This is a genomic window from Microbacterium lemovicicum (assembly GCF_003991875.1).
Taxonomy (GTDB): domain Bacteria; phylum Actinomycetota; class Actinomycetes; order Actinomycetales; family Microbacteriaceae; genus Microbacterium; species Microbacterium lemovicicum.
Genome location: NZ_CP031423.1, coordinates 1,491,099 through 1,512,094, shown reverse-complemented (window position 1 = coordinate 1,512,094; position 20,996 = coordinate 1,491,099). Strand labels below are relative to the sequence as shown.

24 protein-coding genes are annotated in these 20,996 nt (G+C 69.2%); 20 read left to right on the top strand and 4 right to left on the bottom strand.

Translation table 11 applies throughout. From position 1 onward, the window contains the following. Window positions 1–107: 107 nt before the first annotated feature. The 3 genes from CVS47_RS16765 to CVS47_RS07015 all read left to right on the top strand — a co-directional run bounded on the left by CVS47_RS16765 (window position 108) and on the right by CVS47_RS07015 (window position 2,057). Window positions 108–278: a hypothetical protein gene (locus CVS47_RS16765; RefSeq protein ID WP_164734614.1), complete on the top strand. Its 171-nt coding sequence runs from the start codon at window positions 108–110 to the stop codon at window positions 276–278. 145 nt (window positions 279–423) lie between these two features. Next, window positions 424–1,572 (top strand): ImmA/IrrE family metallo-endopeptidase, encoded by a 1,149-nt coding sequence (locus CVS47_RS07020; protein ID WP_206502782.1) that lies wholly within the window; start codon window positions 424–426, stop codon window positions 1,570–1,572. Further along, window positions 1,572–2,057 (top strand): DUF4411 family protein, encoded by a 486-nt coding sequence (locus CVS47_RS07015; protein ID WP_127095463.1) that lies wholly within the window; start codon window positions 1,572–1,574, stop codon window positions 2,055–2,057. The genes CVS47_RS07020 and CVS47_RS07015 overlap by 1 nt, the downstream gene beginning before the upstream one ends. Before the next feature lie 7 nt (window positions 2,058–2,064). On the opposite strand, the gene CVS47_RS07010 is transcribed toward CVS47_RS07015, so the two are convergent. Together CVS47_RS07010 and CVS47_RS07005 are read right to left on the bottom strand one after the other, a co-directional pair. Beyond that, window positions 2,065–3,225, bottom strand: coding sequence for a tyrosine-type recombinase/integrase (locus tag CVS47_RS07010; protein WP_164734613.1), 1,161 nt, complete (start codon window positions 3,223–3,225; stop codon window positions 2,065–2,067). 233 nt (window positions 3,226–3,458) lie between these two features. Further along, a complete protein-coding gene (locus tag CVS47_RS07005) occupies window positions 3,459–3,674 on the bottom strand; it encodes a KTSC domain-containing protein (protein WP_127095461.1) in 216 nt (71 codons plus the stop codon). Window positions 3,675–3,724: 50 nt separating this feature from the next. Here CVS47_RS07005 and CVS47_RS07000 point away from each other — a divergent pair, with 50 nt between their 5' ends. The 7 genes from CVS47_RS07000 to CVS47_RS06970 all read left to right on the top strand — a co-directional run bounded on the left by CVS47_RS07000 (window position 3,725) and on the right by CVS47_RS06970 (window position 9,987). Next, a complete protein-coding gene (locus CVS47_RS07000; protein ID WP_241240307.1) occupies window positions 3,725–5,035 on the top strand; it encodes a low temperature requirement protein A in 1,311 nt (436 codons plus the stop codon). Window positions 5,036–5,095: 60 nt separating this feature from the next. Next, window positions 5,096–5,446 carry a YnfA family protein gene (locus CVS47_RS06995; protein WP_127095460.1) on the top strand — a complete coding sequence of 117 codons (351 nt, stop codon included), beginning with the start codon at window positions 5,096–5,098 and terminating at the stop codon, window positions 5,444–5,446. Between the two features lie 76 nt (window positions 5,447–5,522). Further along, the gene (locus CVS47_RS06990; protein ID WP_127095459.1) at window positions 5,523–5,744 is read left to right on the top strand and encodes a PLD nuclease N-terminal domain-containing protein; all 222 of its coding nucleotides are present in this window, start codon (window positions 5,523–5,525) and stop codon (window positions 5,742–5,744) included. A 4-nt stretch (window positions 5,745–5,748) separates the two neighbouring features. Beyond that, window positions 5,749–6,624, top strand: coding sequence for a DUF5996 family protein (locus CVS47_RS06985; protein ID WP_127095458.1), 876 nt, complete (start codon window positions 5,749–5,751; stop codon window positions 6,622–6,624). A gap of 16 nt (window positions 6,625–6,640) precedes the next feature. Continuing rightward, window positions 6,641–7,324: a DNA alkylation repair protein gene (locus CVS47_RS06980; protein ID WP_127095457.1), complete on the top strand. Its 684-nt coding sequence runs from the start codon at window positions 6,641–6,643 to the stop codon at window positions 7,322–7,324. Between the two features lie 63 nt (window positions 7,325–7,387). Beyond that, window positions 7,388–9,397 carry a threonine--tRNA ligase gene (thrS, locus tag CVS47_RS06975; protein WP_127095456.1) on the top strand — a complete coding sequence of 670 codons (2,010 nt, stop codon included), beginning with the start codon at window positions 7,388–7,390 and terminating at the stop codon, window positions 9,395–9,397. Beyond that, entirely contained in the window at window positions 9,394–9,987 is a 594-nt protein-coding gene (locus CVS47_RS06970; RefSeq protein ID WP_206502774.1) for an HIT family protein, read from the top strand. Before thrS ends, CVS47_RS06970 begins: the two co-directional genes overlap by 4 nt. A 93-nt stretch (window positions 9,988–10,080) precedes the next feature. On the opposite strand, the gene pdxY is transcribed toward CVS47_RS06970, so the two are convergent. Then, window positions 10,081–10,932: a pyridoxal kinase PdxY gene (gene pdxY, locus CVS47_RS06965; protein ID WP_127095455.1), complete on the bottom strand. Its 852-nt coding sequence runs from the start codon at window positions 10,930–10,932 to the stop codon at window positions 10,081–10,083. A gap of 28 nt (window positions 10,933–10,960) precedes the next feature. Beyond that, window positions 10,961–12,286, bottom strand: coding sequence for an aminotransferase class I/II-fold pyridoxal phosphate-dependent enzyme (locus tag CVS47_RS06960; protein ID WP_127095454.1), 1,326 nt, complete (start codon window positions 12,284–12,286; stop codon window positions 10,961–10,963). Between the two features lie 115 nt (window positions 12,287–12,401). On the opposite strand from CVS47_RS06960, the gene pdxS reads away from it, so the two are divergent. The 10 genes from pdxS to secF all read left to right on the top strand — a co-directional run bounded on the left by pdxS (window position 12,402) and on the right by secF (window position 20,944). Continuing rightward, window positions 12,402–13,292 (top strand): pyridoxal 5'-phosphate synthase lyase subunit PdxS, encoded by an 891-nt coding sequence (pdxS, locus tag CVS47_RS16925; RefSeq protein ID WP_241240306.1) that lies wholly within the window; start codon window positions 12,402–12,404, stop codon window positions 13,290–13,292. 17 nt (window positions 13,293–13,309) lie between these two features. Beyond that, window positions 13,310–13,906, top strand: a complete 597-nt coding sequence (pdxT, locus tag CVS47_RS16920) for a pyridoxal 5'-phosphate synthase glutaminase subunit PdxT (RefSeq protein WP_241240305.1) — start codon at window positions 13,310–13,312, stop codon at window positions 13,904–13,906. A gap of 28 nt (window positions 13,907–13,934) precedes the next feature. Next, the gene (locus CVS47_RS06950) at window positions 13,935–14,402 is read left to right on the top strand and encodes a DUF1697 domain-containing protein (protein WP_241240304.1); all 468 of its coding nucleotides are present in this window, start codon (window positions 13,935–13,937) and stop codon (window positions 14,400–14,402) included. 132 nt (window positions 14,403–14,534) lie between these two features. Next, the gene (locus CVS47_RS06945) at window positions 14,535–15,293 is read left to right on the top strand and encodes a YebC/PmpR family DNA-binding transcriptional regulator (RefSeq protein ID WP_127095453.1); all 759 of its coding nucleotides are present in this window, start codon (window positions 14,535–14,537) and stop codon (window positions 15,291–15,293) included. A gap of 51 nt (window positions 15,294–15,344) precedes the next feature. Then, window positions 15,345–15,914: a crossover junction endodeoxyribonuclease RuvC gene (ruvC, locus tag CVS47_RS06940; protein WP_127095452.1), complete on the top strand. Its 570-nt coding sequence runs from the start codon at window positions 15,345–15,347 to the stop codon at window positions 15,912–15,914. A 67-nt stretch (window positions 15,915–15,981) separates the two neighbouring features. Then, entirely contained in the window at window positions 15,982–16,596 is a 615-nt protein-coding gene (ruvA, locus tag CVS47_RS06935) for a Holliday junction branch migration protein RuvA (RefSeq protein ID WP_127095451.1), read from the top strand. Then, window positions 16,589–17,623, top strand: coding sequence for a Holliday junction branch migration DNA helicase RuvB (ruvB, locus tag CVS47_RS06930; protein WP_127095450.1), 1,035 nt, complete (start codon window positions 16,589–16,591; stop codon window positions 17,621–17,623). The genes ruvA and ruvB overlap by 8 nt, the downstream gene beginning before the upstream one ends. A gap of 64 nt (window positions 17,624–17,687) precedes the next feature. Continuing rightward, window positions 17,688–18,182, top strand: a complete 495-nt coding sequence (locus CVS47_RS06925; RefSeq protein ID WP_315266689.1) for a preprotein translocase subunit YajC — start codon at window positions 17,688–17,690, stop codon at window positions 18,180–18,182. 39 nt (window positions 18,183–18,221) lie between these two features. Next, window positions 18,222–19,955, top strand: a complete 1,734-nt coding sequence (gene secD / locus CVS47_RS06920; protein WP_127095449.1) for a protein translocase subunit SecD — start codon at window positions 18,222–18,224, stop codon at window positions 19,953–19,955. Then, a complete protein-coding gene (gene secF, locus CVS47_RS06915; RefSeq protein WP_127095448.1) occupies window positions 19,955–20,944 on the top strand; it encodes a protein translocase subunit SecF in 990 nt (329 codons plus the stop codon). The genes secD and secF overlap by 1 nt, the downstream gene beginning before the upstream one ends. Window positions 20,945–20,996: the final 52 nt, after the last annotated feature.

The following is a 20,996-nucleotide window of genomic DNA, read 5'->3' as shown; positions in this document are numbered from 1 at the left end:
GCGCGTGCCCACGAGACCGCCCGTGACCACCGCGAGGCTCACGCGAGCCCGCTCCTCATGACCCCTCGAAACACCCTCCACAGAAAGAAGAAGTGATGCCCTCTCAGATGGTGCGAATCCCTGTCGCTCAGCCGCCCGAGCGGATCGACCACGATGCCGCCCGCCTCGCTGCCGCAAAGATCGTTACGCCGGCCGCCGTGAACTCGCACGGCGTCGAGTTCCTCGGCGCAACAGCGACGGCGACCGGTACAGTCCTCGATTTCCGCGTCTGGACGTGATTGGAGCGACCACCACGCGAACGCCCCCAGCTTCGGCTAGGGGCGTTCTGCTGTGTCGGTCTACATCCGTCCCTCGCCGCGCAAGCCTTCAGGGCACCGTCGATGCGCCTGTGTATATTCGTGTCATGCGTGAGGGGGGATCGCCGTGACCGTCCGCGTGCCCGTGAACCCTAACCTGCTGGCCTGGGCCCTGAACCGTTCGGGGATGAGTACCGAGAGCGCGCGATACGAGCGTTTCTCGCGTTGGGCCGCTGGCGAAGGGCTACCGCCCACGTTCCGACAGCTCGAAGAGTTCGCGAACGCGACTCACGCTCCGTTGGGGTACCTGTTCCTGCCGCAGCCACCCGTCGAGTCGGTCCCCATCCCCGACTTTCGCACAATGCAAAACGCCGCGGTCGCGAGTCCGAGCGCTGATCTACTGGACACCATTTACGAGGCTCAGCAGAGGCAGGACTGGTATCGGGCCTACGCCGTGGATCAGGGGCTCGACCCTCTGCCGTTCGTAGGTTCTGCTGACGTCAGCGATTCTCACGAGCTGGTCGCCGAGGAGATACGTCGAGCTCTCGACTTCAACACTGATCGCCGCGCCCGCTTCTCTTCGTGGGAAGACGCGTTGCGTCAGCTCATCGACGCCGTGGAGCAGACGGGCGTGCTCGTCATGGTTTCGGGGATCGTTGGCAGCAACACGCACCGCGTGCTGCGCCCGAAAGAGTTCCGCGGATTCGCTCTTAGCGACCCGCTGGCCTCGCTCGTATTCATCAACGGCGCCGACACCAAAGCCGCGCAGATCTTCACCCTGATCCATGAGCTCGCTCACATTTGGCTGGGAGAGAGCGCCCTGTCAGACGCTCCAATGGCCCGAGTGACCAGCAATGACCACGAGCTTTGGGCCAACAAGGTTGCCGCTGAGGTACTTGTGCCGATTAGCAGCATCAGAGCCGATTATAGGAACAGCGCCGAGTTGCCCGAGTTGCAACGTTTCGCCCGAATCTACAAAGTGAGCACCCTAGTTGTGCTCAAGCGCATCTACGACGCCGGTTTCCTGCAATGGGACGACTATCGATCCCGCTACAAGACCGAGCTCTCCCGTCTCAAAGAGATCATCGACGCGCGCAAGGGCAGCGGGGGCGACTACTACAACACACAGCCTCTACGGATCAGCCAGACGTTCGCGCGTGCGGTGATTGTGGATGCGATGGAGGGCCGAACGCTTTACCGAGACGCGTTCAGCTTGCTCGGATCGGCCAAGCGCTCAACATTCGAGGGCATGGCCAACAAGCTGGGGGTGGCTTGATGTACTTGCTTGACGCGAATGTGTTCATCCAATCGAATCGCGCGCATTATGGGCTCGATTTCGTTCCGGCATTCTGGGATTGGCTCGATCGCTCATTCGCCGCTGGCCTCCTTCACAGCATTCAGCCGATCGGCGCCGAGATCGCAGCGGGTGGCGACGACCTCTCGGCGTGGGCCGCGAGTAGACCAGGCTTCTTTGTTCCAATGGACGCCGGGTGCGCTAGCAGCCTGACTGCCGTCGCGACGTGGGCTAGCGCCGGCCACTTCACCGCCGCGGCGGTCAGTGGCTTTTTGAGCGTCGCCGACTACCAGCTCGTTGCATACGCGCATGCACATCAGTTGACGGTCGTGACGATGGAGAAGTCTGAGCCAGCCCGCAAAAGCAAGGTCAAGGTGCCCGACGCTTGTATTGCTCACGGCGTGGACTGGACTACCCCGTTCCAAATGCTTCGGGGCGAGAGTGCTTCGTTCGTTCTGGGCGCTTAGGTCAAGATCAGCGACGCGCAGCGCGGGCGGCGAGCTCGTCGTCGCGGTCGGTCGTGTGCTGATAGCGCATGGCGACCGCGAGGCTTGTGTGACCGAGGCGCGCCATGGTCTCGCGAGGCGTGGCTCCCGTCTGGGCGTAGCGGGTGCCCGCGTAGTGCCTCAGGGCGTGGAAGGGCATGTCAGGGCGACCCGCCGCCGTTCGCGCGTCGTTCCAGTGCCGCCAGAAGGTCGCCTGCGCGAGGAAGCTCACCCCGTCGGCGGCGGGGAACAGGAGCGCGTCGCCGATGAGGCCGCGTACGTGCTCGGCGACATCGACGGCGTCTAGTCCGAAGATCGCGACCGAGCGCACGCCGGCGGCCGTCTTCGTGTCGCCCTCGCGGATCGTTCCGGCGGTGCGGACGGCCGCGCGCTTCACGTTGAGTCGCACGTTCGTCGCAAGCCCCTCGTCGTTTCGCTCGATCGTGACGTCTTTCGCCCGCAGGGCGGTCGCCTCCCCATATCGAAGGCCGCCTGCACTGGCGACCACGACGAGGGCGCGATAGCGGGGCGTGATGCTCGAGAGGATCGTCGCGAGCTCGGCGTCGGTGGGCGGCTCGACCTTCTTGCCCGTGCGCGCAGTCTGAGCGCCTTCGACGCGGCAGGGATTCGAGGGGGCGAGGTCTCGAGCGACGGCCGACTTGAAGAGCGTGCTCAGTAATGAATAGGCGCGACTTGCTTGCGTCTTCGTCCCGCTGGCGGTCTGCGCGCCATACCAACGATCGACGACGGTCGTCGTGATCGCGGCGAGGGCGAGCGGGGCGAGGGGCGCAAGCGGGCCGCCCTTGTCGCTCGGCTTGCGGGCATTGGGGGAGCGGAACAGGCGACGGTACTCATCGACCGTGCGATCGCGAAGGTTGCGCGTCGAGAGCCAGGTCTCGAAGTAGGCGCCGAGCGTCTGATCACGGGCGGCACGCTCGGCGGCGACCGCTGCGGGCGACGTCCACGCGCCGCGCGAGATGTCGGCTCGCACGCCGCCTAGCCAGGTGTCGGCGTCGGTCTTCGCCGAGAACGTCATCGGGGCGTTGTAGCGCTCGCCGTCAGGGGCGACATAGCTCGCTTGGTAGCGACCGCTCGGCAGCTTGCGCGTCTTGCCCCACGAGGCCCGGCTCGCTTTGCGCTTCGTCGCCATGCCGTGCCCCTGTCGCCGTGCCCTAACGTGCCCTAGTGGACGGGTATTCGTGTCCATCGGTGTCCACTCATGACCTTAACACCGAGGGCCGCGATCCCGCTCACTGACTGGCGACTCGCTGCAATCTCGCGGATCTTGCCGGCGACTTATGTACTAATTCGATCCCAGTATCGCGCACAGCAAAGCCCCCGGTTCTCCGGGGGTTTTCGTGTTTCCGGGGCGGTGGCGGCCCATCAGCGCCGTATGTGCTCGTCGGGGTAGACATGCCGGATCCGCTCGGCGAAGAAGCGACCGGCGCTGTCCGCCGATATGAGGCCGCGGTGCACGGACGGCGGAACGGCGAAGTACCGGTAGACCTCTCCCGATGTGAAGGCGATCTCCAGCACCGACGTCGTCGGGTCGTAGCCGACCGAGTCGATCGCCGTCGAGTCGACGTGCTCTCTCCGCATCGTCCGAGGCTAGTGCGGCCGCCCAGGGCAGGCCGCGGCATCCTCACGCCATGATGGGTCTCGCACCCTACGAGAGCGGAGACGACGTGGCCGAGACCGCGTTCTATCGACACGGCATCCAGCGCATGAGCGGGCGCAGCACCACCGGGTCGCACCGGGCGGCGACCCCGCTGGAGCTGCTCTTCGACCTGACCTTCGTCGCGGCCTTCGGCGTCGCGGGCAACGAGCTGGCGCACGGCATCGCCGTCGGCCACGGCGGATCAGCCGTCGGCGGCTTCGCCTTCGCCATGGGCGCCATCATCTGGGCGTGGATCAACTACTCCTGGTTCGCCTCGGCGTACGACACCGACGACTGGGTGTTCCGCGTGACGACGATGGTGCAGATGGCGGGCGTCGTCGTGCTCGCCATCGGCATCCCCCCGATGTTCGCCTCGATCGACGAGGGGCTGCCCGTCGACACGGCCGTGCTCGTCGCCGGCTACATCGTGATGCGCCTCGCCATGGTGGCGCAGTGGCTCCGGGCAGCCGCCGGCGATCCGCGGCACCGATCGGTCGCCCTGACCTACGCCGTGGCGGTGAGCATCGCGCAGATCGGCTGGGTGCTCGTCGCGATCCTTCCGCTCGGTGTCACCGGCACCCTCGTGGGCGCGATGCTCCTGTGGGTCATCGAGCTGTCTGGACCGATCGTCGCCGAGCGTCGCGGCATGACGCGCGGCACCGGGTCGACCCCGTGGCATCCGCACCACATCGCCGAGCGCTACAGTCTGCTGGCGATCATCGCGCTGGGGGAGACGGTGCTGGGCACGCTGGCGGCTGCGCAGGCGATCTCCGGCTCAGAGGGCTGGACACTCGACGCCATCGTCGTGATCGCGGCGGGCGTCGCACTCACCTTCGCCCTGTGGTGGACGTACTTCCTGCTCCCCTCGGCGCCGATCCTCGCCGTCGCCCGCGAGCGCTCCTTCCCGTGGGGCTACGGCCACGTCCTGGTCTTCGCCTCGATCGCAGCCGTGGGCGCCGGCCTCCACGTCGTCGGCTACGTCTTCGACGAGCATTACGAGGTCTCGACCGTGACCGCGGTGCTCGCGATGGCGGTCCCGGTGTTCCTCTACCTGACCGCGCTGCTGCTGCTCCACGCCTGGCTGGTGCGCGCCTGGCCCCGCGGAGTCGCGCTGCAGATCGTCTCGCTCGGCCTCACGGTGCTCGCCGTGGTGCTGGCCGTCGCGGGACTGCCCCTCTCGCTGTGCCTGCTCGTGGTGCTGGCCGCCCCGACGAGTCTCGTCGTGGCGTACGAGGCGGGAGCATGGCGCGCGCTCTCGACGCAGCTCGACGACGCCGTGCGACGGGCGACGACCGCGAGCTGAGAGAACGGATGCGGCGACCACCGTTCCGAGCCGCGGACACGCGCTGACAGACTGGCCGCCATGACCACCGCGCGCATCATCGTCCTGTTCGTGCTCGCCGCCGTCGCCGAGATCGGCGGCGCCTGGCTCATCTGGCAGGCCGTCCGCGAGGACAAGGGCTGGTGGCTGGCGGTCCTCGGCGTGATCGCCCTCGGCGCCTACGGCTTCGTCGCCGCCTTCCAGCCGGACGCGAACTTCGGACGGGTGCTCGCCGCCTACGGCGGGGTGTTCGTCGCCGGCTCGCTCGCCTGGGGAATCATCGTGGACGGCTTCGCGCCGACGGTCTGGGACTACGTGGGCTCGGCGGTCGCCCTGCTCGGCGCGGCGATCATCATCCTCGCGCCCGGCGCGTCGACGGCATCGAGCGTCTGAGACCCGAGCCGCGGCATCCGTTCGACGCCCGGAGGAAAACGACGCATGCGGCGTCGATCCATGCCACAGTCAACATATGTTCTCCGCTCTCACCGGCTGGCATCTGCTCATCCTCCTCGTCCTCCTGCTGCCGCTGATCCTCGCCCTCGTGAGCATCGCGCGCAGCACGCGGCTGTCGACCGGGTACAAGGTCATGTGGATCGTGGTCGTCTTCGTGTTCCCGTTCCTCGGCCCGCTCGTCTGGTTCCTGTTCGGACGCAACATGAACCCCGGTCCGTCCACGTCCAGGAGAGCCTGAACGCATGACCACTGAGCTGCCACTGCTGCGGGTCGACTCCTGGACGCCGACGCGCGAGACGCTGCACATGTGGGTGCAGATCATCGGCAAGATGCGCATGGTCAGCACACCGCCGATCAACCACTGGTGGCACGTGCCGCTGTACGTGACGGCGAGCGGCCTCGCCACCGGCTTCGTCCCGTCGCCGGCGGACGGCTGGGATGCGGAGTTCGACCTCGTCGACCACCGTCTGATCCTGCGGACGACAGGCGGAGAGAGCGAGGTGCTTCCGCTGCACGCGCAGTCCGTGGCGTCGTTCTACGCCGACGTCCAGGCGGCCCTCGCGCGCCTCGGTCTGGGCATCCACATCTTCGCCTCGCCCAACGAGGTGCCCGACGCGATCCCGTTCGCGGACGACGAGGTGCACGCGTCCTACGATCCCGACGCCGCGCACGCCTTCTGGCGGCAGCTGCTCTTCGCCCAGCGGGTGCTGCAGCAGTTCCGGGGCGAGTTCATCGGCAAGTGCAGTCCGGTGCACTTCTTCTGGGGAGCCATGGACCTCGCGGTCACCCGCTTCTCCGGCCGCGAGGCGCCGCCGCATCCCGGCGGAGCGCCGAACTGCCCCGACTTCGTCATGCGCGAGGGGTACTCGCATGAGCTGAGCAGCGCGGGCTTCTGGCCCGGCGGCGGCGAAGAGGGCGCGTTCTACTCCTACGCCTACCCCGCCCCCGACGGTTACGCCGACGCGGACGTTCCCGACGGAGCGCGCTACGACACGACGCTGGGGGAGTTCATCCTGCCCCTCGAGGCCGTGCGCGCCGCCGCAGATCCGGAGGGGCTGGTTCTCGACTTCCTGCACGCCACCCACGACGCCGCCGCCCGCCTCGCCCGCTGGCCGTGATCGGCGGCACGCAGCGATGACGGATGCTGCGGCCGCCCGCGATCTCGTCGACCTCATCCGGGAGCGGCTCCGCGAGGCCGCCGACCCGCGGCGGGCGCCCGCACAGCAGGCGTACATGAAGTCGTCGATGCCGTTCCTGGGTGTCACGCTGCCCGCGACGCGGGCCATCGCTCGGACCGTGACCCGCGACCTGACGGATGCTGCGACCCTGCGCGACCTCGTCGAGCACCTGTGGGACGCGGCATCCCATCGGGAAGAGCGGTACGCGGCCCTGGCGGTGCTCTCCTCGCCCCACCTGCGGCGCGATCCGCATCTGCCGGGCCTCATCGAGCGCTTCGTGCGCACCGGACAGTGGTGGGACTACACCGACGAGCTCTCGCACCGCGTCGCCGAGCTCCTCGACGACGACCCGCTGCCCGCCTCCGCGCTCGTCCGCGCGTGGGCGGACGACGGTGACATGTGGATCCGTCGCAGCGCGATCATCGCCCAGCTGGGACGCCGCGCGCGCACCGACGTCGGGCTGCTCGGGGACGTGATCGCCGCGAACACCGACGACCGCGAGTTCTTCGTCCGAAAGGCGATCGGCTGGGCGCTGCGGGACTACGCCCGCACGGATCCCGGCTGGGTGCGCGCCTTCGTCGACGCGCACGGGCTCAGCCCGCTGTCCCGGCGGGAGGCACTGAAGCACCTCGGCGACTGACGGCGCCCGGCGCGCGCCCCGGGTGCGCGCCGGTAGCCTGGACGGGAGCCTTTGGAGATCATCTTGACCGACGTCACCCCCGCCGCCGACAGCTCGTCGCCCCGCGACGGCTTCGCCCTGTTCCCCGACCGTTCCGTGATCGCCCTGCGGGTGAACGGCGAGCTCAAGGACCTCGCGACGGTCCTCACGGACACCGACGTCGTCGAGCCGGTGTCGATCGAGAGCCCGGTCGGCCTCGACATCCTCCGCCACTCGGCCGCACACGTGCTGGCACAGGCCGTCCAGCGGATCAAGCCGCAGGCCGACCTCGGCATCGGGCCGCCGATCCAGGACGGCTTCTACTACGACTTCAAGGTCGACGACCCTTTCACCCCGGAGGACCTCAAGGCCATCAAGAAGGAGATGGAGCGCATCGTCCGCGAGGGCCAGCGCTTCGTCCGCCGTGTCGTCACCGACGACGAGGCCCGCGAGGAGCTCGCCCACGAGCCGTTCAAGCTCGAGCTCATCGGCCTGAAGGGCTCGGCGGCGACCGCCGGCGAAGGCGCCTCGGTCGAGGTCGGCGCGGGCGAGCTGACGATCTACGACAACGTCAACCGCGATGGCGAGACGGTCTGGAAGGACCTCTGCCGCGGACCCCACGTGCCCTCCACCCGCATCATCGGCAACGGCTGGGACCTCACCCGCATGGCGGGCGCCTACTGGCGCGGGAGCGAGAAGAACCCGCAGCTGCAGCGCATCTACGGCACCGCGTGGGCGACCAAGGACGAGCTGCGCGCCTACCAGCAGCGCCTCGAGGAGGCCGCCAAGCGCGATCACCGCAAGCTCGGCCGCGAGCTCGACCTGTTCTCGTTCCCCGAAGAGATCGGCTCGGGCCTCAGCGTCTGGCATCCCCGCGGCGGCATCGTCCGTGGCGAGATGGAGCAGCACGCCCGTCGCCGGCACGTCGCGGGCGGCTACGACTACGTCTACACGCCGCACATCTCGAAGCAGGACCTGTTCCTGCAGTCGAACCACCTCGTCACCTACAAGGAGGGCATGTTCCCGCCCATCGTGATGGACGAGGAGCGCGACGCCGACGGGAACGTCACGAAGCAGGGCCAGGACTACTACCTGAAGCCCATGAACTGCCCGATGCACATCCTGATCTACAAGGAGCGTGCACGCAGCTACCGCGACCTCCCGATGCGCCTGGCCGAGAACGGCACCGTGTACCGCAACGAGCTCTCGGGCGCGCTGCATGGGCTCACCCGCGTGCGCGGCTTCACCCAGGACGACTCCCACCTGTTCGTCACCCCGGAGCAGCTGGAGGAGGAGACGACCCGCGTGCTGGAGTTCGTCATCTCGATGCTCCGCGACTTCGGCCTCGAGGATTTCGAGCTCGAGCTCTCGATGCGCGACGACGAGAAGTCCAAGTGGATCGGCAGCGACGACTTCTGGGAGTACTCCACCAACGCCCTGCGGAACGTCGCGAACGCGAGCGGCCTGAAGGTCACCGAGGTTCCCGGCGAGGCGGCGTTCTACGGTCCGAAGATCGACCTGAAGACGAAGGATGCCATCGGCCGCACCTGGCAGCTGTCGACCGTGCAGGTCGACGTCAACCTGCCCGAGCGGTTCGAGCTGGAGTTCACCGACCGCGACGGTCAGAAGAAGCGCCCCATCATGATCCACCGGGCGCTGTTCGGCTCGATCGAGCGTTTCTTCGCCATCCTGCTCGAGCACTACGCGGGCGCGTTCCCGGTGTGGCTCTCGCCGGTGCAGGTCGTCGCGGTGCCGGTCGCCGCCGACTACGCCGATTACCTCTACGACATCGTCGGCACGCTGCGTGAAGCCGGCGTCCGCGCCGAGGTCGACGCGAGCGACGACCGCATGCAGAAGAAGATCCGCACGCACACCACGCAGAAGGTGCCCATCATGCTCATCGCCGGCGAGCAGGACCGCGCCGGCGGCACGGTGTCGTTCCGGTTCCGCGACGGTTCGCAGGAGAACGGCGTGGCCGTCGAGGCCGCGATCGAGCGCGTGAAGGCCGCCATCGCCACCCATGCGCTCGTGAACACCGCGGAGGACCTCGCGTGACATCCGGCGCCGGCGCCTCGGGGACGGATGCCGGGGGAGCGGATGCCGCGGACGCCCGGCTCGTCGACGCGGCGCGTCTGCCGGGCGCCCCCGACGCGTTCCAGCGACTGTGGACCCCGCACCGCATGGCCTACATCCAGGCCGGTCCGCAGGCGATGCGCGATGAGTGTCCGTTCTGCGCGGCGCCGAAGATGTCGGACGAGGACGGCCTGATCGTCGCGCGCGGGAAGACCGCTTACGTGCTGCTCAACCTGTTCCCGTACAACTCGGGCCATCTGCTGGTATGCCCGTACCGCCACATTCCCCTGTACGACGAGGCGACCGCCGAGGAGGTCGCCGAGATCGGCGAGCTCACGCAGATCGGCATGCGCGTGCTGCGCTCGGTGTCGCACGCCGACGGCTTCAACCTGGGGATGAATCAGGGCGCCGTGGCCGGCGCGGGCGTCGACGGGCACCTGCACCAGCACATCGTGCCGCGGTGGGCGACCGACGCGAACTTCTTCCCGATCATCGCGCGCACCAAGGCGCTGCCGCAGCTGCTCGGCGACGTGCGGGTCGCGGTGGCCGAGGCCTGGCCGACGCAGCGCTGAGCGGGACGATCCGGGCGCTCTCGTCCCGTCGCTGCGCTCCTCGCTGGACGAGCGGGATCGCCCGTCGAGCTGAGCGGATCGGATCGCGACGCGTCAGCGCACCTGCCGCACGGTGAACTGCATCCGCGGGTGCGCGTAGGCCTCCTGCGACTCCACCAGCTTGAGCTCGCGGGAACCGGAGTCCAGCGTCGTCTGCAGCAGGTCGAAGACGCTCGACGTCGTGCGTGCCAGCGCGTCCGCGGCGTCGCCCGTGCGGCGGTAGTGCGCGGTGAACAGCGCCGCGGTGACGTCGCCCGAGCCGTTCGCCTTCATCGGCAGCCGGGGCGTCTGCACGATCCACGCTCCGGTGTCGTCGACGACGAGCATCTCGATCGTGCCCTCCTCGGCGTCCGGCCGCTCCACGCTGGTGACGAGCACCGTCCGGGGGCCGGTCGCGCGGACCGCGTCCACCGACGCGAGGGTCGATTCGATGCTGTCCGGCTCGGTGCCGGTGAGGAAGCCGAGCTCGAACTGGTTCGGCGTGATGATGTCGGCGGCGGGGACGACCCGCTCGCGCAGGAGGATCGGGATGGCGGGTGCGACGAAGCATCCGGATCTCGCATTCCCCATCACGGGGTCGCACGCGTACACGGCCGACGGGTTCGCCGCCTTCACGCGCGCGACGGCGTCGAGGATGACGTCGCCGATGCCCTCGCCGCCCTGATAGCCCGACAGCACGACATCGATCTCGCCGAAGACACCGCGATCCTCGATGCCCCTGATGACCTCGCGCACGTCATCGGGGCTGATGAGGGGTCCGCGCCACGCTCCGTAGCCGGTGTGGTTGGAGAAGTTCACCGTGTAGACGGGGAGCACCTCGACGCCGATGCGCTGCAGCGGGAAGACCGCCGCGGAGTTGCCGACGTGGCCGTAGGCGACCGCGGACTGGATGGAGAGGATCTTCATCCTCCGATCCTCCCACCTCCCGCGCAGGTCACCGCTGTGCGCGGGATCCCGCGGTCGTGACCGCCGCGGCCAGATCGTCGGCCAGCTGATCGGCATCGGCATCATCCAGCTGGTGCACGGTGAGACGGAGGTGGGTGGATGCCTCTCCGTCGAGCACGAACTCGTCGCCCGTCCGCGCCAGCCATCCCCGGCGCATGAGGCCGGCCGACACCTCCGCGGCCGGGGCGCCGAGCGGCACCCACAGGTTCAGCCCGTCGCGCACCTCGGCCGGCAGCCCCCGTGCGGCGAGGCGGTCGGCGAAGGCGGTGTTGCGGTCGGCGTAGTGCGTGCGGGCGCCCTCGATGCCCGCGAGCACCTGCTCGTCGGTCATCAGCGCGTGCGTGAGGCGCTGCAGCAGGTGGCTCACCCAGGTGGTGCCGGGGGTGAGCCGGGTGGCGAGCGCGTCGGCGGTGTCGGGGTCGGACGCCGTCACGGCGAGGCACATGTCAGGGCCGAGGAACTTGGACACCGAGCGGATGACCGCCCATCGCCGGTGCTGAGGGCCGATGACCGAGTGCAGCTCGGTCCGGGCGAGGGCCGAGAAGTGGTCGTCCTCGATGATGAGCACGAACGGGTGGTCGCCGAGCACGTCGCGCAGCGCCGCCGCGCGTCCGGCGCTCAGGCTCGCCCCGGTCGGATTCTGCGCGCGGGGCGTGAGGATGACGGCGCGCACCCCCTGCTCGAGCGCGGAGCGCAGTCCGTCGACCGTCATGCCCTCGGCGTCGACGGGCACCGCCACCGGACGGTAGCCGGCGAGGCGGACGGTGTGGATGCTGGGCAGGAAGCACGGATCCTCGAGCGCCACCGCATCGTCGCGGTTCAGCGCCTGGGCCAGCAGCCGCTCGACCGCATCGGCCGCGCCGCTGGTGATCGTGAGACGCATGTCGTCGGGAGCCAGGGCCCCCGACATCCATTCCCGCGCCCATGACTCGAGCGCCGGATCGATGACCGGCTCGCCGTAGAGCACCGGGCGACCGGCGACGCGGTCCAGCACGCCGGTGAGGCGGGGGATGAGGTCGGGGTCGGGGTTGCCGGTGCCGACGTCGCGCAGCACGCTGTCGGCGGCGAATCCCTCCTGTGCCACGGGTGCCGACTCCGCGACGCGGGTGCCGCCCCGGCCCCGCGTCACGACGACGCCGGCCTGCGTGAGCTGCCGGTACGCGGCGACCGCCGTGTTGCGGTTGACGCCCAGCGTCTCGGCGAGCGCGCGCACGGAGGGGAGCGCGTCGCCGGGTCGCAGCGCGCCCCGTTCGACCAGAGTGCGCAGGCTGCCCGCGATCTCGGCCGCCGTCCGCCCTGTGATGCCCGTGTCCATGCGACCTCCGTCCTCCAACCTACGATGCGGCCCATGCTAGCTTTTGGCCTAGGTCAATATCCCGACCTGGACCAGTCACATCGCGCGCCGGCGGCGCGCCGCCGAGAGGAACGCCATGAGCACCGCGGACACCGGAACCGGACGCGTCAAGCGCGGCCTCGCAGAGATGCTCAAGGGCGGCGTCATCATGGACGTCGTCACGGCCGAGCAGGCCCGCATCGCGGAGGACGCCGGAGCGGTCGCCGTCATGGCGCTCGAGCGCGTGCCCGCCGACATCCGCGCCCAGGGCGGCGTCTCGCGCATGAGCGACCCCGACATGATCGACAGCATCATCGAGACGGTCTCCATCCCGGTGATGGCCAAGGCGCGCATCGGCCACTTCGTCGAGGCCCAGGTGCTGCAGGAGCTGGGTGTCGACTACATCGACGAGTCCGAGGTGCTCTCACCCGCCGACTACGTGAACCACATCGACAAGTGGAACTTCACGGTGCCCTTCGTCTGCGGCGCGACCACGCTGGGCGAGGCGCTGCGTCGCATCACGGAGGGCGCCGCGATGATCCGCTCGAAGGGCGAGGCCGGCACCGGCGACGTCTCGGAGGCCACCAAGCACATCCGCACCATCCAGGGCGAGATCAACCACCTGCGCTCGCTCTCGAAGGACGAGCTCTACGTCGCGGCGAAGAACCTGCAGGCGCCGTACGAGCTCGTGGCCGAAGTCGCGGCCACCGGATCCCTCCCCGTGGTGCTCTTCGTCGCCGGCGGCGTGGCCACCCCTGCGGATGCCGCCATGATGATGCAGCTCGGAGCCGACGGCGTCTTCGTCGGCTCGGGCATCTTCAAGTCGGGCAACCCCGCCCAGCGCGCGGCAGCCATCGTGAAGGCGACGACGTTCTTCGACGACGCGAAGGTCGTCGCCGAGGTCTCGCGCGGCCTCGGCGAGGCGATGGTCGGCATCAACGTCAGCGACCTCCCCGCCCCGCACCGCCTCGCCGAGCGCGGCTGGTAGCGGACGCCGGGCGATTCGTGTCGACGGCATCCGCACGCGTCGGGGTCCTCGCGCTGCAGGGCGATGTCCGTGAGCACGCCCGCGTGCTCACGGCGCTCGGCGCGGACGTGGTGCTCGTCCGTCGCCCCGAGGAGCTCGCCGAGGTCGGGGGGCTCGTGCTCCCCGGCGGGGAGTCGAGCGTCATCGACAAGCTGTCGCGCCTGTTCGGCATGCGCGAGCCCATCCGCGAGGCGATCGCCGGCGGGATGCCCGTCTACGGCACCTGCGCCGGACTCATCCTCCTCGCCGACGAACTCCTCGACGGCATCGCCGGCCAGCAGACCTTCGGGGGTCTGGATGCGGCCGTGCGCCGGAACGCCTTCGGGAGTCAGGCCGACTCCTTCGAGACGGAACTCGACGTGCCCGCCCTCGGCACGCCGCCGGTGCACGCGACCTTCATCCGGGCGCCCGTCATCGAACGCGTCGGTCCCTCCGTCGACGTGCTCGCCGCCCTCGACGACGGTCGCATCGTCGCCGCCCAGCAGGGCCCTCTGCTCGGGACGGCGTTCCATCCCGAGGTCGCGGGGGAGCACCGGTTCCACCGGCGCTTCCTCGAGCTCGTCACAGCGGCGTGATGGGGGAGTCCCGCAGTACAGTGCGGGCATGAGCACGACGTGGGTGGCCCTGCTGCGCGGGGTGAATGTGGGCGGCGTGACGGTCCGGTCGGCCGACCTCGCCGCGATGTTCCGTGATCTGGGGCACGCGGAGGTGCGCACCTTCCTCGCCAGCGGCAACGTCCGATTCGAGACGGATGACGCGCCTTCCCGCCGCAGCGCCCTGAAAGCGAGCATCGAGAAGGCCCTGCGCGAGCGCTTCGGCTACGACGCGTGGATCGTGCTGCTCACCCGCGCGGAGCTCGAAAACGCCGTGACCGCGTTCCCCTTCGACGCCGACGATGATGGACGCCAGCCGTACGTGCTGTTCTCGTCGGATGCCGCGGTGCTCGCCGAACTGGCGGAGGCCGCGGCATCCCTCTCCGACACCGAGACCGATCCGGTCGCAGAGGGGAAGGGCGTCCTGTACTGGAGCCCGCCGAAGGGACGCACGCTGGAACGCCGTTCGCGAAGGTGATCGGGCGCGCCCGCTACAAGAGCACCACCACGAACCGCAACCTGCGCACGCTGGTGAAGATCACCGCCTGACGACGCCGGAAGCGGATGCGCCGCGCTCTGCCCGCGACGCCCCGCGTCGTAGACTGGAGGAATGTCCGGCCACTCCAAGTGGGCGACGACGAAGCACAAGAAGGCCGTCATCGACAGCCGTCGCGCCAAGTCGTTCGCCAAGCTCATCAAGAACATCGAAGTCGCCGCCAAGATGGGCGGCGCCGACCTCGCAGGAAACCCGACCCTTCAGGACGCGATCCAGAAGGCGAAGAAGACCTCGGTCCCCAACGACAACATCGACCGCGCCGTCAAGCGCGGCGCGGGACTCACCGGTGAGTCCATCGAGTACACGACGATCATGTACGAGGGCTACGGACCGAACGGCGTCGCACTGCTGATCGAGTGCCTCACCGACAACAAGAACCGCGCCGCCGCCGAGGTGCGCACCGCCATGACCCGCAACGGCGGCACCATGGCCGACCCGGGCAGCGTCTCGTACAACTTCCACCGCAAGGGCGTCATCGTCGTCGGCGGCGAGGAGACCAGCGAGGACGACGTCATGCTCGCGGTGCTCGAGGCCGGCGCGGAAGACGTCGAGCCGCACCCGCAGGGATTCGAGATCGTCACCGAGGCCAGCGACCTGGTCACCGTGCGCTCCGCCCTGCAGGACGCCGGCATCGACTACGAGTCGGCCGACGTCGAGTGGGTGCCCGGCCTCAAGGTCGAGATCGACGTCGACACCGCCCGCAAGGTGTTCCGTCTCATCGACGCGCTGGAGGACAGCGACGACGTGCAGAACGTGTACTCGAACTTCGACCTCACCGCCGAGGTGCAGGCGGAGCTCGAGAACGACGAGTAGGACACCGCGCGCCTCGTCGGCACGCATGCGACCCGCACGTAGCGTGAGGGGGTGACGACGACTCCCACCCGGCGCATCCTGGGCATCGACCCGGGCCTCACGCGCTGCGGTGTCGGCATCGTCGACGTCGCACGGGACCGTTCGGCCACGCTCGTGCACCTCGGCGTCATCCGGTCGCACCCCGACCTGCCCATCGAGCAGCGGCTGGCGCTGATCGGCGCCGGCATCCGTGCCGTGATCGCCGAGCACCGTCCGGACGTGGTGGCGGTCGAGCGCGTGTTCGCGCAGCAGAACCGCAGCACCGTCATGGGCACCGCGCAGGCCAGCGGCATCGCCCTGCTGATCGCCGCCGAGAACGGACTGCCGGCCGCGACCCACACGCCCTCCGAGGTCAAGGCCGCCATCACCGGGTACGGCAACGCCGACAAGCGCCAGGTGCAGACGATGGTCGCCCGCGTACTCCGGATGGACGAGCTGCCGACCCCGGCGGACGCCGCGGACGCGCTCGCCCTGGCGATGTGCCACGCGTGGCGGGGGACGCCGACGACCGCCTCCTCCGGCGCTGCCCTGACACCGGCGCAGCGGGCGTGGGCGAACGCTGAGAAGGCCTCGCGGCGCTGATCATCGTCGGCGGTGCTGGCCGAGTGTCGCTCGAACAAACCTGCGAACCGGTCCGTAGACTCGACGCATGATCTCCACCCTCCGCGGCACGGCCGTGCACATCGAGCCGGATGCCGTGGTGCTCGACGTCGGCGGTGTCGGCTTCACCGTGGCGGTCACGCCCCAGGTCTCGCGGTCGGCGCACCTCGGCCAGACGCTCCACCTGCACACGCAGCTGATCGTCCGGGAGGACGCGTTCTCGCTGTTCGGCTTCTCCAGCCGCGAGGAGCTCGTCGTCTTCGTGCAGCTGCTCAGCGTCTCGGGCGTCGGGCCGAAGTCGGCGCTCGGCGTGCTGTCCGGTCTCAGCGTCGACCAGATCGCCGAGGCGGTCGCGGCCGACGACGACGCGCCCTTCCGCCGCGTCTCGGGCATCGGCCCGAAGACCGCGAAGCTCATCGTCGTGCAGCTGGCCGGCAAGCTGGCGCCCCCGCGGAGCACGTCGACGCCGGACGCGTCGCCCGACATCGTCGTGCAGGTGACTCAGGCGCTCGTGGGACTGGGCTGGTCGGAGCGCGTCGCGGCGGAGGCCGTCGCCGGCGTCGCCGAAGACGCGTCGGCGGTAGACCGCGCATCGGTGCCGGCGCTCCTGCGCCTCACGCTGTCCGTGCTGGGCCCGGCGCGCAAGGAGCCCGTGGGTGGCTGACGCGCGCGACGCCGCTGAGCCGGCGGACGAGACGGAACTGGCCATCGAGGGTGCGCTGCGCCCGATGTCGCTGGCCGAGTTCGTCGGTCAGCAGAAGGTGCGAGGACAGCTCCAGCTCCTGCTCGATGCCGCGCGCATCCAGGAGCGCGCCCCCGACCACATCCTGCTGTCCGGCCCTCCCGGGCTCGGCAAGACGACCCTGGCGATGATCGTGGCGCACGAGAGCGGGCGCCCGCTGCGCCTCTCGAGCGGTCCGGCGATCCAGCACGCGGGAGACCTCGCCGCGCTCCTGTCGAGCCTCACTCCGGGTGAAGTGCTGTTCATCGACGAGATCCACCGCATGGCGCGCTCGGCGGAGGAGATGCTGTACCTCGCGATGGAGGACTTCCGCATCGACATCATGGTCGGCAAGGGAGCCGGTGCCACCAGCATCCCTCTCGATCTCTCACCCTTCACCCTGGTGGGCGCCACGACGCGCTCCGGGCTCCTGCCCAATCCGCTGCGCGACCGCTTCGGCTTCACCGCCCATCTCGAGTACTACGAGCCGGAGGAGCTCGAGCGGGTCGTCGAGCGCTCCGCGGCCATGCTGAACGTCGACCTGCCCCGGTCGGCGCGTGCTGAGATCGCACGGCGCTCGCGCGGCACGCCCCGCATCGCCAACCGCCTGCTGCGCCGCGTGCGCGACTACATCGTCGTGCACGGCTCTGCCAGCAGCTCCGGAGTCGACCTCGGAACCGTCCGCGCCGCGTTGGAGCTGTACGACGTCGACGACATCGGGCTCGACCGGCTCGACCGTGCCGTGCTCGACGCGCTCGTCCGACGGTTCCGCGGGGGACCCGTGGGGCTCGGCACACTGTCGGTCGCCGTGGGGGAGGAGTCCGACACCATCGAGTCGGTGGTCGAGTCCTACCTCGTGCGGATCGGCTTCATCGGCCGCACTCCCCGAGGACGGATCGCGATGCCCGAGGCCTACGCGCACCTGGGCGTGCCGCACCCCGACGGTGCGCTCAGATTCGATGACCTATAATTCCTGAAGGCTTTCGCCTGATTCCCTTGCATGGCAGTGCCGCCTGGCGCGCCCCACTCGAAAGGTGCCCACCTCTCTCATGAGCTTCGCGGACTTCTTCGGCCAGTACGGCCTGATCATCCTCCTCGTCCTGCTGCTGGTCTTCATGTTCTATTCGTCGCGTCGTCGCGTGCAGAAGCAGAAGGTGGAGCAGGAGCAGAAGGCCCGTCAGACCGTGCCCGGCGCCGAGGTGCTGCTGCAGGGAGGCCTCTACGGCACCATCGTCGAGTTCGACCCCGACAACCTCGACCAGCCCGCGCTCGTCGAGATCGCCCCGGGCGTCGACATCAAGGTGCACAGCCAGGCCATTCTGCGCGTCGTCAACCCGGCCGAGGGTCTTGTGACCGAGGACGAGTTCATCGAGGCCGAGGCCAGCGAGGCGGAGTACATCGCCGGCGTCGCCGGCGGTGACATCACGTCGATCAGCGACGACCAGCGCATCGCAGAGAGCCGCCGCACGACCGCGGACGCCGATGCCCGCATCGACCCCGACGTGCCCGGCACCAAGCCCCAGGCCTGACACCCCGCCCTTCGGGGCGACCGAGAAAGCTGACCCTCCTTGGCCACTTCCACTCCCGTCCGGCATGCCTGGCGTGCGCTGACCGGACTCCTGGTCGTCACCGCGCTGCTCTTCGGCATCAACGCGCTCGGCGTCTACGTCTTCGGCAAGAGCTCCTGGACGCCCGAGCTCGCTCTCGACCTCCAGGGCGGCACGCAGATCATCCTCGCCGCCCAGACCACCGACGGCGCCGACCCCAACCCGGAGCAGCTCGCCCAGGCCGTCACGATCATCCGCCAGCGTGTGGATGCCTCGGGTGTCGGCGAGGCGGATGTCACGACCGAGGGCGGCAAGAACATCGTCGTCCAGATCCCCGGTCAGGCCGACGACGCCACCCGCCAGCGCATCCAGGCCTCCGCCCAGCTGCAGCTGCGCGCGGTGCTGTTCACCGGCTCGCCGGCCACGTCGTTCGTCGGCGATGACGGGCAGGCCACGCCCTACCCGACGCCCGATCCCTCGCTCGCGGCCACGCCGACGGCGTCGCCCACCAACGGCAGCGACCCGTCGTGGATCACGCCGAAGCTGCAGGCGGAGTACCTGTCGTACGACTGCTCCGACACGGCCAACGACCCGGCATCCGCTCCCAAGGACCAGCCGCTCATCACGTGCGACGACGCCGGGTCGGTGAAGTACGTCCTCGGACCGGTCGAGCTCGACGGGTCATCGATCTCGGACGCCACGTTCGGACTGCAGACCACCAACGGCCAGTGGGCCGTCAACCTCAAGTTCAACGACGCCGGCACGAGCACGTTCGGTCAGATCAGCCAGCGGCTCTACGGCGCCACGGCGCCCCTGAACCAGTTCGCGTTCGTCCTGGACGGCAAGGTCCTCTCGGCCCCGTCGATGAACGGCATCATCCTCGACGGCAATCCGAGCATCACGGGCAGCTTCACCCAGGACTCGGCGAAGGTGCTGGCCGACCAGCTGAAGTACGGCGCACTGCCGCTCAGCTTCGAGGTGGTCAGCTCCGACACGATCTCGGCGACCCTCGGCTCCCAGCAGCTGCAGATCGGTCTCATCGCCGGCATCATCGGCCTGATCCTGGTGGCGGTCTACTCGCTGATCGTCTACCGCGCCCTCGGCTTCGTCATCATCGCCTCGCTCGCGGTGATGGGCGTGCTGTCGTACGTGGCGCTGTGCATCCTCGCGTGGCGCATGGGCTTCCGCCTGTCGCTCGCCGGCGTCGCGGGCCTCATCGTGACGATCGGCTTCACCGCCGACTCGTTCATCGTGTACTTCGAGCGCATCCGAGACGAGCTGCGCGACGGGAAGTCGATCACCGGCGCCGTCGAGGACGGCTGGTCGCGTGCACGCCGCACGATCTACATCTCGAAGTCGATCAACATCCTGGCCGCGATCGTGCTGTACATCCTCGCGGACGCGACGGTGAAGGGCTTCGCCTTCACGCTCGGCCTCACGACGGTCATCGACATCCTGATCTTCATCCTGTTCACGCACCCCGTGATGCAGCTGCTCGCCCGTTCGCGCTTCTTCGGCTCCGGCCACCCGCTGTCGGGCATGGACCCGAACGCCCTCGGCGCGGTCTATCGCGGACGCGCGGAGTTCCGCGCCCCCGCCGTGGCCGCCGCCGGGTCGCAGGCCCGCAAGGCGACCAAGTCCCGCGGTGAGGCGGAGCGTCGCCAGACGATCGCCGAGCGCAAGCGCGCCGAACAGGCCGCCGCAGGCCGCAAGAGCACCACATCGGATTCGACCGCGAAGGAGGGGGACGACTGATGCGCTCCATGAATCAGCTCGGCAACGACCTCTACACCGGCAAGACGTCCTTCCCGTTCGTCGGCCGTCGGCGCGTGTGGTTCATCATCGCCGCCGTCCTCGTCATCGCCTCCGTGCTCGTGCCGCTCGTGCGACCGGTGCAGTTCTCCATCGAGTTCACCGGAGGATCGCAGTTCACCGTGTCGGGCGTCGAGTCGCCCGACCAGGCGGCGGCCACCGAGGCCGTGCAGACGGTCGTCGCCACCGCCACGACCAAGGTGACCACGGTCGGCACCACAGCCGTCCGCGTGCAGACCGATCAGCTCACGCCCGAGGAGACCCGCGCCGTCACCACGGCTCTCGCCGACGCCTACAGCGTCCCGGAGAGCGAGGTCACGGCATCCTTCATCGGACCCAGCTGGGGAGCCGACGTCACCCGCCAGTCCCTCTGGGGCCTGGCCATCTTCCTCGCTCTGACCTTCATCATCCTCGCGCTTTACTTCCGCACCTGGAAGATGTCGGCCGCGGCGATCGTCGGCGTCGTCGACGTGCTCGTGATCACGATCGGCGTCTACGCGCTGGCCGGATTCGAGATCTCTCCTGCCGCCGTCATCGGATTCCTCACGATCCTGTCGTACTCCCTCTACGACACGACGGTCGTCTTCGACAAGATCCGCGAGAACACGCGGGAAGACGGTGAGATCTCGGGTCGCACCTTCGGCGAGTCGGTGAACCTCGCGGTGAACCAGACGCTGATCCGCTCGATCAACACGACCGTCGTCGCGATCCTGCCCGTCGGCGCGATCCTGTTCATCGGCGCCTTCGCCTTCGGCGCGCAGACCCTCAGCGACATCTCGCTGTCGATCTTCGTCGGAACGATCGTCGCCGCCTACTCGACGATTTTCGTGGCCGCTCCGCTGTACTCCCTGTTCCGCGAGAACGAGCCCGCCACCAAGGCGCGGGATGCTCGCGTGCGGGCCTCGCGCGAGAAGGCGGGCATCCCCGCCTAGACATCTGACGCCCGCGTGCCGGGCGTAGGATGGGGAGATTCGACCGGAGGGG

Excerpts from the sequence above, each read along its gene's own strand:
- ruvA (WP_127095451.1), top strand. The coding sequence starts at position 15,982 with ATGATCTCCACCCTCCGCGGCACGGCCGTGCACATCGAGCCGGATGCC.
- CVS47_RS07015 (WP_127095463.1), top strand. The coding sequence starts at position 1,572 with ATGTACTTGCTTGACGCGAATGTGTTCATCCAATCGAATCGCGCGCAT.
- CVS47_RS06980 (WP_127095457.1), top strand. The coding sequence starts at position 6,641 with ATGACGGATGCTGCGGCCGCCCGCGATCTCGTCGACCTCATCCGGGAG.
- CVS47_RS07000 (WP_241240307.1), top strand. The coding sequence starts at position 3,725 with ATGATGGGTCTCGCACCCTACGAGAGCGGAGACGACGTGGCCGAGACC.
- CVS47_RS06990 (WP_127095459.1), top strand. The coding sequence starts at position 5,523 with ATGTTCTCCGCTCTCACCGGCTGGCATCTGCTCATCCTCCTCGTCCTC.
- secF (WP_127095448.1), top strand. The coding sequence starts at position 19,955 with ATGCGCTCCATGAATCAGCTCGGCAACGACCTCTACACCGGCAAGACG.
- pdxY (WP_127095455.1), bottom strand. The coding sequence starts at position 10,932 with ATGAAGATCCTCTCCATCCAGTCCGCGGTCGCCTACGGCCACGTCGGC.
- CVS47_RS07010 (WP_164734613.1), bottom strand. The coding sequence starts at position 3,225 with ATGGCGACGAAGCGCAAAGCGAGCCGGGCCTCGTGGGGCAAGACGCGC.
- CVS47_RS07005 (WP_127095461.1), bottom strand. The coding sequence starts at position 3,674 with ATGCGGAGAGAGCACGTCGACTCGACGGCGATCGACTCGGTCGGCTAC.
- CVS47_RS16765 (WP_164734614.1), top strand. The coding sequence starts at position 108 with ATGGTGCGAATCCCTGTCGCTCAGCCGCCCGAGCGGATCGACCACGAT.
- CVS47_RS06945 (WP_127095453.1), top strand. The coding sequence starts at position 14,535 with ATGTCCGGCCACTCCAAGTGGGCGACGACGAAGCACAAGAAGGCCGTC.
- pdxS (WP_241240306.1), top strand. The coding sequence starts at position 12,402 with ATGAGCACCGCGGACACCGGAACCGGACGCGTCAAGCGCGGCCTCGCA.
- CVS47_RS06950 (WP_241240304.1), top strand. The coding sequence starts at position 13,935 with ATGAGCACGACGTGGGTGGCCCTGCTGCGCGGGGTGAATGTGGGCGGC.
- CVS47_RS06960 (WP_127095454.1), bottom strand. The coding sequence starts at position 12,286 with ATGGACACGGGCATCACAGGGCGGACGGCGGCCGAGATCGCGGGCAGC.
- CVS47_RS06985 (WP_127095458.1), top strand. The coding sequence starts at position 5,749 with ATGACCACTGAGCTGCCACTGCTGCGGGTCGACTCCTGGACGCCGACG.
- CVS47_RS06995 (WP_127095460.1), top strand. The coding sequence starts at position 5,096 with ATGACCACCGCGCGCATCATCGTCCTGTTCGTGCTCGCCGCCGTCGCC.